Origin of the sequence: Citrobacter sp. CFNIH10, assembly GCF_002934585.1 — a bacterium.
GTDB classification, from domain to species: Bacteria; Pseudomonadota; Gammaproteobacteria; order Enterobacterales; family Enterobacteriaceae; genus Citrobacter_A; species Citrobacter_A amalonaticus.
Window position 1 is genome coordinate 1,856,702 of record NZ_CP026216.1, and the last position, 15,832, is coordinate 1,872,533.

The window sequence follows — 15,832 nt, forward strand, 5'->3', positions numbered from 1 at the left end:
TATTAGATAAAAATCCTGTATTTGCGTTCATTTCAAGCTAATGTTGCTGGTTGAATCAGGTGAACGCATACTGCTAACACCTTCAAAATCCAGGAGTCTGCAATGAAACTCTCGCTGCGTTCATATAACCCGGGTACAGCACATCCAGGCTACAACGTACCTCATGACAATCTGCAGATGTTAGCGGCGGAAATGGGAATAAGTGACCTGCCGATGATCAGGGAGCCGGAACAATTTTTTATTCTCAATCTATTAAAAGATCACAGTACTCAGGGCCTGTCGACCAGAGAACTTGCCGATCTGTGTGGCATTTCAATTTATAAAGTCAGACACTTACTTCTTCCGCTGGAGAAATATGGCCAGGTTATAAGAAATAAAATGCAAAAGCACCATCAGTGGTTTTTGTCAAAGGACTCTACAGATATTGATTGGCATTCTAACAAGGGGTATTTTCATTTGCAACAATGAGTGAAAAGTCAATTAGATAGCCCTGATAATATGAAAAATACTGGTTATAATCTCGCGAACCATTAGGAAAAATCCCAATAAAATATTAATGTTCGCATGCTGTCACTATTGCCTTTTGTCCATTTTGTTTATACTTGTGCAGAGTGGACGCTTGATCCGTATTTACCAGTAAGTACAAGCGTAGCACTAAGCACTTTTTAAGCCGCATTACATTTTTGAATGGTTTGCTTATCAGTTGCCCTTGAAATCTGGTTTCAATGGGCAACTATTTCTCGTTAATGATCTTTATATCCTGCCAGAGATTATTGCATCTGACTCTACTGGTATCCGGCCTGTGTCCTGATGAGGTTGTACACACTAGCGATCATGGTTAGCATGTTTTTTCACGAGGAACCGCGCATACCGTTGTAGATATATTCTCTTTTGTTTTTTTTGTTCTGGCCTGAAATAAAACAGAAGGTGACAATCACCTCTGTATTAACCATGAGATTGGTTGCTTAGGTGAGACCGTTCGGTAGCTGGCACGAAATTAAACGGTATCATCGCATCTCTATCTTAATGAGATCAGCATTACGCGTGCTTAATACTTTATGCCCATCGCTACAGAGGAGGACAACACCCTGTCGGGCGCGGACGGTCTGTCGGGGATACACGAAATCCTTAATCTGCGCATTAAAACTCGCTGAGCAGGTGTGCGGCAAAAACCAGACTGATTTTATCCCGGAAGCAATCCGCACTGCTGTCGGAGAAGCGCTGATCGAGAAGCGTATCATTACGGCTGATCCGCAGACCGATCAGGCATTTCGCACTCGCCTGGATCAGGCACCTGATCCGCCTCACGTCGGTAATATTTGTACTCCGTTCTGCTGCGGTGTGGATTTTATAGATAATCGGTTGAAATTGCTGTGAATGAGAAAATCAGGTTACCGGCGCCTCCCGTACTTTGATTTGTTGCGTCGGCGATTCGAAGGTAATGGTTTACCACTCGCTGGCCTCAAGCGTGGTGATGACGAACATTCATCTGGCCGCTTTCGCCGCAATGCGATCGATACGATCCCTGTTGTGGTATTGGCAAGGGTTAGGGGAGAACAATCTCTGCATTCTCTGGGAATCGGGCCAACGTTGGTGGGTAATGCCGGATTGCAGGTGATTCATGTAGAAGAAACTATTAGGATCTGCGGGATACAAGTTTATGACGTATACTGAGAGAGTCCATTACACCCCATTGAAGTTATTACCCAGAAATTCAGTGAAAAGTTTATCGTTTTTCAAAAGTGTGACATCGTGCGCAGTGCGTTTATTAGAAGGTTTATTTGTAATGGTCAGATATTTGAATAGATTATCGAAATAGTCATTGCACATGAGCATCCCGTTTAATACGAAAAATACCTAGAATTTCTTCGGTAGAGAATTAACTTCGAGTAACACTCCCTTTATTATTTTTATATATCCACCGGCTTTCAACTGCTTGAGGATATACATTACTCGACTGCGAGACAGCCCAGTGCGGTCGATGATAAATGTCGACGTTACAATTCCAACCCGCTGTTCTAACGTGTACTTGATTAATTCCTGTAGTTGTTTGCTGATGAGTTCATAAGCATCTTTTCCTAGTATGGATTTGTCCCTATAAGAGTAATAGCCAATACGTCTTGAAAGCAGTTCAGCAACAGACTCCCACAAATTAAGCTCACTAATTAGTGCTCGAACTTTGTCATTAGGTAGCACATAGGCTACTGTTTTCCCACTCCCTTTAATAACGATATCAATGGGGTTAAACATCAGAGCAAAACCAAACATGAAAGGGGCATTTATCACTCCGACAACAATGTTATCTCCTTTTCGAAACACATTGATGGTTCCTTCGGTGACGTAATAGATATTCTTATCAATCGTTGCATCAACAACAAACTGTGCCCGATTATACAACCGCTTTTCACCATGACGTATCATCAACTCAAAAAGTGGGTTTGAATAGTTATTATTAGCGGGCGAAGTATTCATGTTTACTCCAGTCAAAAACATAGCGTCATAAACATGGTTCCCATGTTTTCATATCAAGTTTAGTGTAATAAAAAAAAAGATTCCATCGTTATCGCTTGGCTGATATGACAAGAGGCATTCGGTTTAATCAAGGATATAAAATGGTAAACTCAACGACCGCTGACAGAGTGCCTGATTTGAGCGTCCCGTCTAAAGGTACAATCTTTGCTTTCATCGGAAACGATGCTCTGCCTGTATCGGGATCAACGACCTGGCTTAAAACACGCCCGTTACTGATCAAAGTATCATCAGTTTTGCTTCTTATTTCTACCGCGACATTTGCAGCTGTCCCATTGTTTTTTATATATTGGTTATTCGTGCCTGCGGCTTCGCCAGCGAATTGTAGGGAAACACTCGGCATCCCTACATTACAATTCAGATCGATACTAAATTCCTGGGCAGGTGTTGAGTTTACCTGCTTCACATCGACTTCGCTAAAGTCAACATAGATATCTTTATCACCAATAACAGTGCAACCGTTCTGATATAACCTGACATGGAAATTAAGGTTGAATGAGCCTACTGCATATACGTATGCAGAACACAGCAGCAGCAAAGCAACCAAATATTTATAAATAAACATATAGCTCCCGCTAGTTATAAAAAACTGATACCGTCACAGTTGGGCTATATTCCCCTGGCGTAAGTACACTGCCATCAAAATAAAGCTCTACTGAAAAGGGTAACGTAACACTGAGCACATTAGTCAGATTTGCAAAGTCAACCAATTGAAACATATCAGAGAAATTGACATAACCGTTGCGAGTTTTATCAAAAATTTTCAGATACATCCCATTAAATCTCACTTTGTCACCATCAGTTTCCGCAGTGGTGGTATAAAGGGCCGTCAGATTGAATGGGTCGTTACAACTACGCGAAACGGTGATTGAAAAATCTTTTTTATCTTTAAATTGATCCGGCGAGGTCGTATCGGGCAAAAGGATATTACCGAAATCGATAATTGTTGGCGTGACATTTATATTTGCACTGCAGCCTATAAAGCGAATTTTTTTCAATCCTGTGATTTGAAAACGATAGTTACCATTGACGTTCAAGCCACCGACGCCATCAAGCTGAAAAACAGCGAATGTATCACTCCCCTGATAGGTTCCTGATGCAGATCCCTTTTTCCTGACCTTGACATAATAACCGATTGTATAAAAGCTACTGTGGTTGGCTTTACATTCAGATGACGTGCCACCGCCCGGGCAGCTCACCATCCAGCCCGGTATATGCCACTTGCTTCCCTGGCTTATATCGTCAAAATCCTGGCCATTTACCACGACCCCCAGCTGTATACCTGTGCCGACAGCCGATTTTAGTGGGTTAGTGTATAAATAGACATCTTCATTTTTATCGCCGTTATCTGACCAGCATTGAATTTGTAAATGAAAGAGTGGTGAACGCCATGCCATACTACCATCAGGGTCAGTTTTAGGTATCGCCACAGACCCTACCGCCTGGGTTGCAGTCTGACTCTGTGTTTCCGCATCGACACATTTAATGGCCAAAGCCTCTCTGGACATTATCAGCAATAAGAACGAGAAAACGATAAGTAGTAGTCGATAATATTTGAAATTATTCATGTAGTTATTACTCACACGTTGCAGTTGTCTTGTACATATTTCCGGCGGAAGGTTGACCGACCAGATTGTAATGAGACTTGCAGTTATTGTTTGCATCATTGCCCCATCTCACTAACAAACTTCCTTTTTCGCTTTTCAAACCACTGATATAAACCTGCCCAAGATCCCCAACAATAAAACTCTGTTCATCGGAATTATCGCCCCCGACTAAATTTACCATTGCGCCAAATGGCACATACCCTGAGCCATTTTTCAAAGTTACTAATGCCTTATAGCCATAATGAGAATTAAACCTGGCTTTGACAACAGCACCTTTGGTTGGCGTGACGGTAACACCATTATCTTCAACTTCAACATTATCCGAAAAAGTGCCTGGATCGAGAGAAATATCATTTTTACGATATGGACTAAGGCTATTCATTACCGCATAACCAAACCGATCAATTCCAGAACCGGCCTGATTATAAATACCAGCACCCTTAGCTCCTTTCGCTTCAACAATAGCAATGGTTTCACCCAGCGGTTGAGATAAAGTCACACCGCCACTGTGGATTACCACACCACCCGATATACCGTAATTTATTTGCTGTGAGTCCGGGCTATAGTTATAACCCAGATTTGTTTCCGCCAACGCGCCTCTGTAATCGGCCATGAAGCTTCCAGAATAACTTTCCCGGTCTTTTGTTTGTTGCATATTCCAGGTAAGGTTATTTTCTTCCAGTGCAGAACCGCTAAGACCTATAGTCTGTGTCGCGCCACCATGCTCGCTGTTATTTAAGTTATAACTTGCCCATGTATCAGGCAAAAATCTTGACAACGGGATATTAACATTGAGCATCAATGAGTTTTCGTTATACGTCGTTCCGTCGCCGTTATTGGCTGTAGTATTTTTGTTTAAACTATAGACTATAGAATAAGTAACGCCTGAGAATGAATTATTATAACTGAATGAATATGATTTAAGTTTTTCATCATTATTCCAGTATTTTTCTTGTACCGCGTTGCCTGTTATACTGCCGAGATTCTCTCCCAAGGATTGTGTTAAGCTGATTTCAGCTCGGTCACGGCGGCGATTCGGCATTGCATCTTCATTGCCATATGATTCAAGCACTTCTTGCAAATTATAAAAACCTTCCGTCGAGTAGCGGTAACCGGCAATGGCAAAGTTGGTGCCTGTATCGACAAAATCCTTACTGTAACGCACACGGAATGAGCGTCCGGATTCACTACGTGAGTCATTTAGTTCTGATTTTGCAGCAATAACATCTACTGAAATAGCACCAATGATTCCTAAATTACGCCCAAGGCCGATTGCAAGAGAATTATAATATTTCGCATTCTGCACACCACCGTATATAGTTATTCCCCACGGCAAACCATAAATTGCAGTCCCTTGCACGAACGGTGTTTTTTCTACATCAGAATTAGATGGACGGTATTGTCCAGCGGTAACACTGTATTTCAAGCTTTTTTCACGTTGCAACAGGGGCAAAGATGCATAAGGAACAACAAATTCCTGTGTGCTCCCGTCCTGCTCTTTCACTGTCACAGTCAGATCGCCCCCCTGTCCTGTCGGATAGAGATCGTTAATTTCAAATGATCCCGCAGGAACATAACTTTGATAAATAATGTATCCATTTTGCTTGATCATAACCTGAGCATTACTTTTGGCGATGCCACGCACAACGGGGGCATATCCACGCAAGGAATCAGGTTTCATATCTTCATCTGTTGCCAATTGCGTCCCGCGAAATGCGACACTATCAAATATATCGGATGGGGTGTTGCTATCACCCATCGTCAATTGGCTACTAAGAAACTTTATATCACGCTGAACATAGGTATAAACGCTATCAACCTGAGTCCCATTGACATCATCATGATTTATAGAACTGTAATTTCTGAAACGCCATGGGCCGATATTTATTCCAGGCAGAATGCGTGCATACTGACTGTTCGTTGTGCCACCGGCATCATTTTTCGTCTCATCGCCAGAAATACTGTAATTCAATAAAAAGGCAGGAATACCTTCATCCCATAATGAGGGGTCTACAAATCCGCGAACCTTTTGAGACAATGCAGCCTGAGGAATACTCAACTGCAATTCCTGGCTTGATAAATCATAGTTAGCTGAAGCTTGAGATATGACCTTAAAATTTACACAACCATCAGTTTCTTTTAGTTCTGGAAAATTTGCGACAAGGACACCTAAATTTTTTAGAAAGTCCATGCTCAGGCAAGGCGTTAGTTCCCCATCTTCGCCATTGGAAAAATTAATATCTTTTGAGGCAAAGAAATCATTATTCAAAATGATATCAACGCGATACTTCCCTGCGCGTTGCATTCCATTTTCAAATGATGACAAATCAACCCCTTTGATCTCTGGTCTATTATTTTCTAATAGCGCAGAATTAAAGTGGTCGCGAGGCAAAACATTAAATGGATAACCTAATGATACTAAGGCAACCAACAATGCCAACCTCTTCATTCGAGGGCTAGATCCTTGCAAGCAGTTCATTAGATAGTCCATTATTATATTTTGGAATTAAATTCTTTACTCAGGCCGCCATAATCATTTATTAATTTAAACGATATAGCGCCATTTTTCATTGGACCAGGAAGCGTAAAGTTTGCGCTAGAGTTTGGTGCAACATAGGATGCTGATTTGATCGCGCTACCATTGAGCTTAATCTCTCCAAAGTTCATATAAAATGGAGATGGATTTTTTACATTTAATTGATTCCCACTGATATTCCATTGCAGATTTTCAGCAAAACTTTCAGGCTCTATACCTTTTAATTTTTTGGGTCGGTAAATCAATTTCATTTTACTTTTAACAACAACCTGTAACACATTACTGGACGTTTCCGATGATGAAGGTATTGCTTTTACATTGAAATAAAACATTGATTCCTGATTTTCAGGCAAGGAACTTTCTGTATAGACAATCCGCATCATGCTTTTCTTGCCAGCATTCAGTCGATACAGGGGCGGTGTGACAATAAAAGGTACTTCCTTTGTGACATTCTCTACATTATCCACCCAGGTCTGAATCAAATAAGGATGATTGTCAGGATTGGATACAGTAATGGACGCATCTTTTTTTGTCGCATCATAAATGATACGAGTACCGCCTATAACAACCCCAGCATGAGCAGAGGAAGCCAGGAAATAGCCACCTAAAATAGCTATGATAGAGATAATTGAACGATTCATAATGATATCTTATATAATATTATAAATAGCACGTGAAATTTACTCCACGTGCTAATTAGTCAATACTCCACCAATTAGTTGTAGTTAAGAGTAAATTGAACACTGGAGTTTGCCGGACCGGCAGTAACAGCTGCGGCCACCTGCTTATAACGAGCATACATCGGCATGGTAAGCTCAGTTTTACCCGCCTCTAAAGCGTATGAATCGCTATCGGTAAACAGTGGAACGGCTTTTTTACTCTTATCTAACAGCTCAATCGCAATGCCTGTTGCAACGCCGTCTTCCTCGGTAAGAGCAAGAACACTATTATCGCCAGCGTACGCAGTACCATCAAACTTAACGGTAATGCCATTTATACCAGTTGCAGGACAGTCCTTCACTTTTAAGTCAAACTCAGTCGCTGAAGCGTATGTACCCGTTCCGGTAAAAACAGTTTTACTCACTTTACCGAGATCAACATTCATTGTGTTATTTGCACCGATATCAACCGTACAGGCTGTACCAATAATTTCACCGGTGAAATTAACAGTACCATCGTTGTTAGCCTGAGCTGTAGACATCCCCATAACAACGGACATACTCATAACCGCAACAGCAAAAAATTTATTACTCATTTTTAAATCCTTCTATCCTTAGACGCATGTCTTTTATTAACCTTTAAAACCACCTTACTGAGCCCAGAAGGTTAGCTGGAGTAATATTAATTCGATGTGGCTATAATCCGAACAGTAAATGTGTCCTAATTAGTCTCTTTACTCCTATATAGGACTTTATTTATTGGTTTTTCGTATACTAAAAAGGACTAATCGCAATAAAATCATATCATTGAACAATGCATCAATGGTCATTGCACCGAACTGCAATCCGCACCAACAGAGGCAATCCCCCCTCGTTAGCGAGGTTTTTTGTCTCTAAGCAACCAATACTTAAGCCATACTAACGCATAAATGTGATGTATTAATTTTTATTTGCGAAGTCTTTGGTTACTTACAGAAAACTGTACGTTCGTCACTGCAAATCGGTTATTTAGTAAACTTTTGTTTTATTGTGTGCTACAATGGCTGCTGCAAGTCGCTACAGACAGTAGACTGAAACTGTCCGAAAAATGGTGTGGAAAAAATGAAGCGCCCAGTTATTACTGTCAGGTCTGCTTTTTCTCATTTCATAGAAACTATCTCTACAATACATATAGACTGGGCGTTATAGGACATATTGTCGCCAGCGAACACACTTTCAGGAAATTAGTCTGACTTTTATTATTATCAATGAGTTGGAGAGTTGGAACATGAAGCTCAGCCAGAAATGCATCTTATTGGTATGATATTCAAACAGAATCTTGAATGTCATAATCTGAATTTACGTATAGTTATTACATTAATCCTGTTTGATTTTGAGTTAGTGCAGAACAAAATATAACTTTATATGCGTCCAGATAATCTGGATGGGTCATTATTCTTTTTATTGCGTTTTCCCCATGATTGATCTTTTGATTACGATTTTCACCCGACATTACTCTATAGCTCAAGATGGTATAAAAACGCCACAAAGAAAAGTAATATTAATATCGTCATCACTCAGCGATTTATTATAACCCCCAACCTGCAAAACCAGTCGTTATTGCGCTGTCAGCGTATAGCGCTCGCGCAGGATTTGGCCGGGAATTCAAAAAATGCATGGAACTAAAGCGGGTTTGTTTACAGGCTTATCAGAGAGTATGGATGTCTTTGACAGCAAAGAACATTTGCAGAAATGGCGTGAAATCCAGCAAACAAATAACGTGTTGCAACGACCAGAAATCTACCGTAGCCAGAAAAGAAAAAAGCCCCGCTTTTCAGCGAGGCCTTATGAATAGTGGTGCCCGGACTCGGAATCGAACATGTATACAATCCTATGTTTTATCGAATAAAAATAAGTATGTAGTGTTTTTTACCAACGTATATTTACCAACAAATCATAGGTGTTGTCAATTTAAATCAATAAGTTACGTTATTATTCGTTAGTAGACATCAGTAAACATCGGTTTTTAGATGGTGTAAACATCGTGTTGTCAAATAAAAAAGCACTTTTTGCTAAAAATGATAACTAATTGTTTTTAATTAAGTTATCTTCTTTTATCTCCGTTTCCACTCTAAAAGCCATGAAAATGCCAAAAATAGGTGTTGATCGTCATAAGCGATATTCGAATAATACATTCCATCAAATAACAAAAGGAAAAATATATGAAAGAAAAAACAAAACTAATCCGTATCTCTGAGGTAATCGATCGCACAGGATTTTGCAGAGCTTGGATTTATCGACTGATTAAAAATAATAGTTTCCCGGCTCCCGTAAAAACAGGTGAACGATCTATCGCATTTATTGAAAGTGAAATCGATGCGTGGATTGATGAAAAGATTTTTTATTCACGTAATCAGGCTGCGTAAAAACACTCTCACTTACTATTTGTTATCTTGAATATGATTACACTATTTATAGTGTAAAACGTCTAAAATCGCATACAGAGCGTTTTAAGGCTATATATGGAAAATATTGAATACTTCGAGTAAAGGCCGGATAAAATCCAGCCTTTTTTGTTTTCTTTTATCTAATTGATCATGATGTTTAAAATATTTTTCATTCTATATTGACAGGTAATATATAGAGATCTATAAAGAATAAAGATACAAAAAAAGCCAGATATTAAATCTGACTTTTTAAGGACTAAAAAAGTTTTCGCTGACTTTTTTAAGTCTTGTAATCAGTTATACGAGAACGTGATTACAAATATAAATAAAGTATTATCTAATCAACTTATATTTGTCAAATCTAAATCCCAACTTTTTACAAGTCTTTTAAATACCATTTCCAGAACCCTTTTTAATCCTCAAAAGCAATAACGTTAAAACCTGCTGTATCAGGTATAAGAATGAAGGTTCCTCAAGTGATTGGCGGTTCTTATGTTATTGTGGCAGTGCCGGGTGATACGTAGCTGCCAACCTGAATCGCAATACCTAAAGTTTTTTAGAACATTAGTATAGCTTCTTTAGTAAAACGAGAAGTGTTTTAAAATAACAATGGTATTGTTTGCGTGGGTCGTGGGGGAAGTATCAGAATGGAAACGTTCTGAATATTTTCAAGACGCAATGAGCATCTTCTATCTTTCCATTTTTGGCGTGGGGGGTAGGGGGGGAATGCTTAAAGAAAAACTAAGTTTTCCTGACGGAAAACTACTACGACTGAAAGTCGCCATCTAAAACCCCAGAACCTAAGCTGATAAAATTCTAGTACTACTAGTACAAAAAATAAATAAAAATGGAATGGAAAACTAGAGCGGGAAATATAAAATAGTAAGGTGCCATTTTATCAGGCACCAATAAATATAAACTAAAGATATTATTTTTTTCTTGCTGTTCTTATATACCCATCCTTGTCATAAATCTTTAATCCTTCAGTATCTATTATATAATAAGAACCGAACTTATCATTGTTCTTTTTATATTTATTATCAAGTTTTGTTATTTTATAGGTCCCACTACTACCATCACCATTTAATCGTTTTAAAAAATATCCTTGTGATGTTTTTGTTATTGTAAATGTTGCATCCAAAAATTCAGGCGAACCAACGTCGTCATACCATGAGCCTATAACAATATCTTTATCGCTTTTATCTGATACTGATTCAGGTAATTGCATACTTTTAAAGCAAACTGCCATTCGTTGTATATCACCTTTACTTATTAGAGCACCGCTGACCATATCAATATTATTTTTTAACATGAAGTTAATCAGATCTGGCTGACAAAATTTAACTTCCCATGCTTTAGTTATTGCTAAGTTTTGCAATTTAGCTGTTTTATCATGAGCAGCATTTGGCACGCTCAAAAGATTTTTTTCAGAGGTATCAAAATCCATTCTATACGCATTTAATGGTTTTTCAGTTGTTCGATATGATTTAATATAGTTTATTGCTCCCTTTTCGGAAGTCGTCGATACTTTTTTACCGTATTCATCTAAACCATGATTAATATTATCAGCCCATGCTATAGATTGTGTGGATAATGTAAATAAAATGGCTAAGGTAAATTTATTTATTTTCATCATAGATCCTTTAAGGTATTGATGTTTATAAAATAGCATATTGGAGTTTTTATTGAAATCTTTAATTCGGCAATTGGTTTGTTGTTTTTATGTTATTGATTTTATTGTTGTTTGTAATGCATGGACGCCAGCAAAAGCAGAAAAACAAGTTTTCTACTTTTCTGTCGCCGCCGATCAAAAGCAGCGGCATTTTTTACGCAAAGCTACCTATTACGCACAGCTACCAATAGACAGTATATTATTTACCCTATCTTTTATTTGCTTTTTATTCGGCGTGAAGTGTATTTATTTATGTAGCCGCTATTGACTAGATCTTATTATCGGTTATTTATTTAAATATAAGTTGAGTTCAGCTTTATTTTTAGCTTTTCGGAAACTGAGGCAAGGTGTAATCCCGTAGCCGGTATTATACCCCAATCTTCGATTGGCCCTATCTCGCTTTGCTCGTAGGGTTGAAAAATATCTACCCTTCCGCCTATTCCCCTTATCAAAGGGGAGGCGGTAAAATCCGGTAGTTTTTATAAATATATATAGGAGTGTTTAAAATGAATGAGAATGATATAGATCAGTCCTTGCTAGAACTATTAGCAAGATATTTTTATTATATAGACCCAAATGAAGAAAATACAGCATTTCTTGAAGCAAATAAAGATGAACAAGATTTATGTTATTTTGTAGCTTATCGCTATATTAAAGAAAATAAAACTCAAGATCTTATTGAAGCTTTGAAAGATCAAAAAGATGAAGATTATATCAAAGCAATGAAAGATTATGTTTATGGAGGTGGTAAATATGGATACAGATAGAAAAAGAGGCCGCAAGGGTTTAAATCACGCAGAACGTAGAGATATATCTATACAGTTTAGAGTAAACAAAGCAGAGTTTGACTATTTAAAAGAACTTGTGGAAGCCTCCGGCCTTGAAAGAGGCCATTACATTAGAAAAGAGATTTTAAACTCTGAACCTATTGTTAAAAGAAAAATGCCGGATTTTGAACAATCCTTGTTTAAGGAAATACAGCATCAAGGTAATAATATAAATCAGATTGCTAAAAAACTAAATACCAACGAAGACTTTAAACAATCTGTAGCCGCAGAAGCTAACTTTGCTATAAAGCAACTTATGAAAAGAATATTAAAGGCTTGTGAGGTTTATACTGTATGAAAGGAAACGTAGCTAAAACAGGGAGATCATTTAAAAATAGAGTTGAGTATATATTAAAAGATGATCACGATTTCATATGTAGCAACATGGCAAGTGATTATAATAATGTTAGTGATTTAACTGATGAGTTTAAAACTGTAAGCAGCTTTAGACAAGATATAAAAAAACCTGTTTTTCATGCGTTTTTATCTCTTCCAAAAAATGAACATTTAACAGATGAACAATGGCAGGAGATAGCAAAAGACTATTTGAAAGAAATGAATATTGATATAGAAAAGCATCAATATATTTGTGTGCGTCATAACGATACAGATAAAGAACATATCCATATTGTAGCCAATAGGATTGGTTTAGACGGTTCCGTATGGCATGGTCAGCACTCAGCATTTAACACAATAGCAGCTTGTGAACGTTTGGAGATAAAGCACGGCTTAACCATTACACAAAGTCTCAAAGGGCAAAAATCAGAGGTATCAGCACCAACCAAGAACGAGATCGAGCAAGCCCTACGCAAAGGTGAGAAACCAGCTCGTATCGTTCTACAGAACGCATTACAGGCGGCTATGGTAGGAAAACCAGACCTTGAGACATTCATAGACAGACTGCAGGCTGTTGGCATCGATCCGGCCTTCAACGTTGCAAGCACTGGCAACGTCGCCGGAGTGTCGTTTGGTATCAAAAATAATGAAAAAAATATTTATTTTAAAGGCTCACAGTTAGGTAAAAAATACAGTTGGAACACTATTAAAGGCAAGGTGAAATATGACAAAAATAGAGATGATGAACTCATTAGAAGATTCGCAGCAAGAAAAACAGATGACGAAAATAGTATTGGACGATCACCTATTGAACCAAATATCAATGACGGTAGAACCATTATCAGAAACGATGATGATATTATCGGAGTCGGTCAGTACAGCATTAAACCAGACACAACAGACACTTACGAGGGTAAACAACTCGTTAGAAGCAACCACAACAGCTTTAAACTCAGCGAAAAATATAATAGACCAACAGGCCCAAAAGTTAGAAGAACAACACAAAAAGCTGCACAAGTACTCAACAGAGTTAAAAAACAATACAATAAAGAACCAATCAAAACTTATAATCAAGGTGGCTTCAATAGTAGGAGTTCTAAACTTAGCAGCGGTTCTATCAGTAGGATACTTGATCATGCAGAAACAGCCACAACAGCCACGAATAACTTTAGACTCAAAGGCCGTCGCAGTTTCAATAGTAGAGCAACTAAGATCGAAGAGATAAGAGAAAGGTTAAATATTAGAAAACCTGTTATTCAGCCCAAAAATAAAGAAAAAGTGATTAAAGAAGAAATAAAGAAAAAACCATTATATATGTTTGATTATGAAAATAGATTTAAATCCAAATTGAAATCAAACTTAAAAAAAGAAACATTAAAACTACAACAGCAGGAAGCAGAACAGAGTGTCAAATATCCAACCTTTAAACCAAAATAAAAGAGGCTTGAAACCTCTTTTATTTTTTAGTATTAAATTGTTATATATCTACATGCTTAAAACAAAAAGAACAGCGTTTAATGGTCGTTAGTCCTGTAAGTTCTTTAGCTTTGTTATAAGCAGACTCCTCTGATACAGAACATATTTTTTGATACTGGCCTGTTGTAAATCCAGTTTTTTCTTTATCTGACACTAAAGGATTTATAGCGAAACAGTTCACATGGTGGAGGCATGTGCTATTTATGTCAGATTTACTTGCCGTACCTTTGGCTTTCTCTAACAGGTTAACAACGTATCCTTCTGGATTATCGTTTAACCACTTTTTGTACGCATCTTCATTGTTATTGAAAATCACAGTATCCATAAATCCCCCTATAACATTTTAGCGAAGTCAAACGGCATAATATGTCTTTCTTTGTTTGCGTCCAAATAATCAGCCCACCATTGTATCATCAAACGACGCTGCGTAATATGTTTTGCTTTATGAGTATAAGCAGCACGAACATTGTTTTGCTCTTTATGACTCATTTGTCTTTCAATTGCGTCTTCAGTCCATATACCTGACTCAACAAGAGAACTACAGGCCATTGTGCGGAAACCATGCCCACAAATTTGAGTTTGAGTGTCATAGCCCATAAGTCGCAATGCTTTATTAACGGTATTCTCGCTCATAGGTTTACGATAATCATGACAACCGATAAATATCAAACCCTCACCATTGCTAATATCATAGCTAATATCTTTTAGCTCTTTTAATATTTCAATGGCCTGATGACTTAACGGTACATAATGAGGTATGCGCATTTTAGATCCTCTTTCAGAAAATCTAACGTTCTCGATCTCGTCTCTTTCTGGCGGAATAACCCATAAGGCATTTTTAAAATCTATTTCAGGCCAGCGAGCGAAGCGTAGTTCACTCGACCGAATGAAAACTAATAAAGTGAGTTTTAAAGCTAATACAGTGAGCCTACGGCCTTTATACGCATCTATACGACTTAAAAGATCAGGTATCTGCTCAAGTTCAAGCGCTGGATAATGCGTTCTTTTAGGTGTGATTAACGTGCCGCCAAGTTCATTAGCGGGATTATGGGTAATCATATCTTCTTGGACAGCATAACGCATAATAGCGGTAATACGCTGTTTTAAACGTGAAGCGGTTTCGTGTTGGCCCTTGCCCTCAATTTTACGCAGAGGTAGCAACAGATCGCGCGTAGTCAACTTGGTAATATCTTTTGAGCCGATAGCAGGGAAAAGATGATTAATAAGACTGTTTAAAATACGCTCACTATGCTGAGGTATCCACCGCTCACTAACAGACATTTTTTTGTGCCAATCACGAGCTACGGCTTCAAACGTAAAATCTCCTCGCTCTTCGGCCTTTACAGCTTTTTTCTGTTGAAGTGGGTCGATACCACTGGCTAACAGAGATTTCATCGCTAAGAGGCTTGTACGAGCTTCTGAGAGCGAAACAGAAGGGTAGGTGCCAATTGAGAAGACTTTTTGCTTACCATCATAGCGATAAGCCGCTTGCCAATACTTCGAGCCGTTAGGATGAACGAGCAGATACAGCCCTTTGCCATCAGAAATTTTAGTTGGCTTGTCGGAAGGCTTGGCGTTTTTTACAGCAATATCAGTTAAGCGCATAACAAGCCTCCTGTGCAAATGTTGGTAAAAATCCCATCGAACTGAGATTACCAACATTTTTACCAACAAATAGAGGGAGCTGCCAGTAGATTTTAACGGACAGTAGTAGACAACTGGAAGGGGATAACTTGTTGACTTTATAAAGCAAAACGGACGTCA

Annotated in this window: 16 protein-coding genes; 7 read left to right on the forward strand and 9 right to left on the reverse strand. The window is 38.4% G+C overall.

The features are described 5' to 3' along the window. Positions 1-102: 102 nt before the first annotated feature. Positions 103-468, forward strand: a complete 366-nt coding sequence (locus tag C2U53_RS12375) for a FaeA/PapI family transcriptional regulator (protein WP_104445963.1) — start codon at positions 103-105, stop codon at positions 466-468. Between the two features lie 558 nt (positions 469-1,026). Then, positions 1,027-1,377, forward strand: a complete 351-nt coding sequence (locus C2U53_RS12380) for a DUF1778 domain-containing protein (protein WP_125339196.1) — start codon at positions 1,027-1,029, stop codon at positions 1,375-1,377. 480 nt (positions 1,378-1,857) lie between these two features. On the opposite strand, the gene C2U53_RS12385 is transcribed toward C2U53_RS12380, so the two are convergent. From C2U53_RS12385 to C2U53_RS12410, 6 genes are all read right to left on the reverse strand, one after another. Continuing rightward, entirely contained in the window at positions 1,858-2,472 is a 615-nt protein-coding gene (locus C2U53_RS12385; RefSeq protein ID WP_172740573.1) for a helix-turn-helix domain-containing protein, read from the reverse strand. A gap of 127 nt (positions 2,473-2,599) precedes the next feature. Further along, positions 2,600-3,094, reverse strand: coding sequence for a fimbrial protein (locus tag C2U53_RS12390; protein ID WP_044268433.1), 495 nt, complete (start codon positions 3,092-3,094; stop codon positions 2,600-2,602). Between the two features lie 10 nt (positions 3,095-3,104). After that, a complete protein-coding gene (locus C2U53_RS12395; protein ID WP_125339195.1) occupies positions 3,105-4,097 on the reverse strand; it encodes a hypothetical protein in 993 nt (330 codons plus the stop codon). A gap of 7 nt (positions 4,098-4,104) precedes the next feature. Next, positions 4,105-6,585 carry a fimbria/pilus outer membrane usher protein gene (locus C2U53_RS12400; RefSeq protein ID WP_090050311.1) on the reverse strand — a complete coding sequence of 827 codons (2,481 nt, stop codon included), beginning with the start codon at positions 6,583-6,585 and terminating at the stop codon, positions 4,105-4,107. 44 nt (positions 6,586-6,629) lie between these two features. Continuing rightward, positions 6,630-7,313 (reverse strand): molecular chaperone, encoded by a 684-nt coding sequence (locus tag C2U53_RS12405; protein WP_104445965.1) that lies wholly within the window; start codon positions 7,311-7,313, stop codon positions 6,630-6,632. 74 nt (positions 7,314-7,387) lie between these two features. Next, a complete protein-coding gene (locus tag C2U53_RS12410) occupies positions 7,388-7,927 on the reverse strand; it encodes a fimbrial protein (protein WP_044268420.1) in 540 nt (179 codons plus the stop codon). A gap of 1,055 nt (positions 7,928-8,982) precedes the next feature. On the opposite strand from C2U53_RS12410, the gene C2U53_RS29920 reads away from it, so the two are divergent. Beyond that, the gene (locus C2U53_RS29920) at positions 8,983-9,165 is read left to right on the forward strand and encodes a hypothetical protein (protein ID WP_146255631.1); all 183 of its coding nucleotides are present in this window, start codon (positions 8,983-8,985) and stop codon (positions 9,163-9,165) included. A 367-nt stretch (positions 9,166-9,532) separates the two neighbouring features. Beyond that, a complete protein-coding gene (locus C2U53_RS12415) occupies positions 9,533-9,736 on the forward strand; it encodes an AlpA family transcriptional regulator (RefSeq protein ID WP_016240318.1) in 204 nt (67 codons plus the stop codon). 949 nt (positions 9,737-10,685) lie between these two features. Here the strand turns inward: C2U53_RS12415 and C2U53_RS12425 are convergent. Next, a complete protein-coding gene (locus tag C2U53_RS12425) occupies positions 10,686-11,393 on the reverse strand; it encodes a hypothetical protein (RefSeq protein WP_172740558.1) in 708 nt (235 codons plus the stop codon). Positions 11,394-11,935: 542 nt separating this feature from the next. Between C2U53_RS12425 and C2U53_RS12430 the strand changes: the two genes are divergently transcribed. The 3 genes from C2U53_RS12430 to C2U53_RS12440 are packed head-to-tail and all read left to right on the forward strand — an operon-like array spanning position 11,936 to position 14,029. Beyond that, complete coding sequence (locus C2U53_RS12430) at positions 11,936-12,196, forward strand: hypothetical protein (RefSeq protein WP_104445692.1); 261 nt, start codon at positions 11,936-11,938, stop codon at positions 12,194-12,196. After that, positions 12,183-12,554, forward strand: coding sequence for a plasmid mobilization relaxosome protein MobC (mobC, locus tag C2U53_RS12435; protein WP_064168947.1), 372 nt, complete (start codon positions 12,183-12,185; stop codon positions 12,552-12,554). The genes C2U53_RS12430 and mobC overlap by 14 nt, the downstream gene beginning before the upstream one ends. After that, complete coding sequence (locus C2U53_RS12440; protein WP_049109143.1) at positions 12,551-14,029, forward strand: relaxase/mobilization nuclease domain-containing protein; 1,479 nt, start codon at positions 12,551-12,553, stop codon at positions 14,027-14,029. The genes mobC and C2U53_RS12440 overlap by 4 nt, the downstream gene beginning before the upstream one ends. A 40-nt stretch (positions 14,030-14,069) precedes the next feature. On the opposite strand, the gene C2U53_RS12445 is transcribed toward C2U53_RS12440, so the two are convergent. After that, on the reverse strand, positions 14,070-14,393 hold the full coding sequence (locus C2U53_RS12445) for a hypothetical protein (protein ID WP_016240325.1): 324 nt from the start codon (positions 14,391-14,393) through the stop codon (positions 14,070-14,072). An 8-nt stretch (positions 14,394-14,401) separates the two neighbouring features. Beyond that, the gene (locus tag C2U53_RS12450; RefSeq protein WP_016240326.1) at positions 14,402-15,673 is read right to left on the reverse strand and encodes an integrase arm-type DNA-binding domain-containing protein; all 1,272 of its coding nucleotides are present in this window, start codon (positions 15,671-15,673) and stop codon (positions 14,402-14,404) included. Positions 15,674-15,832 lie beyond the last annotated feature (159 nt).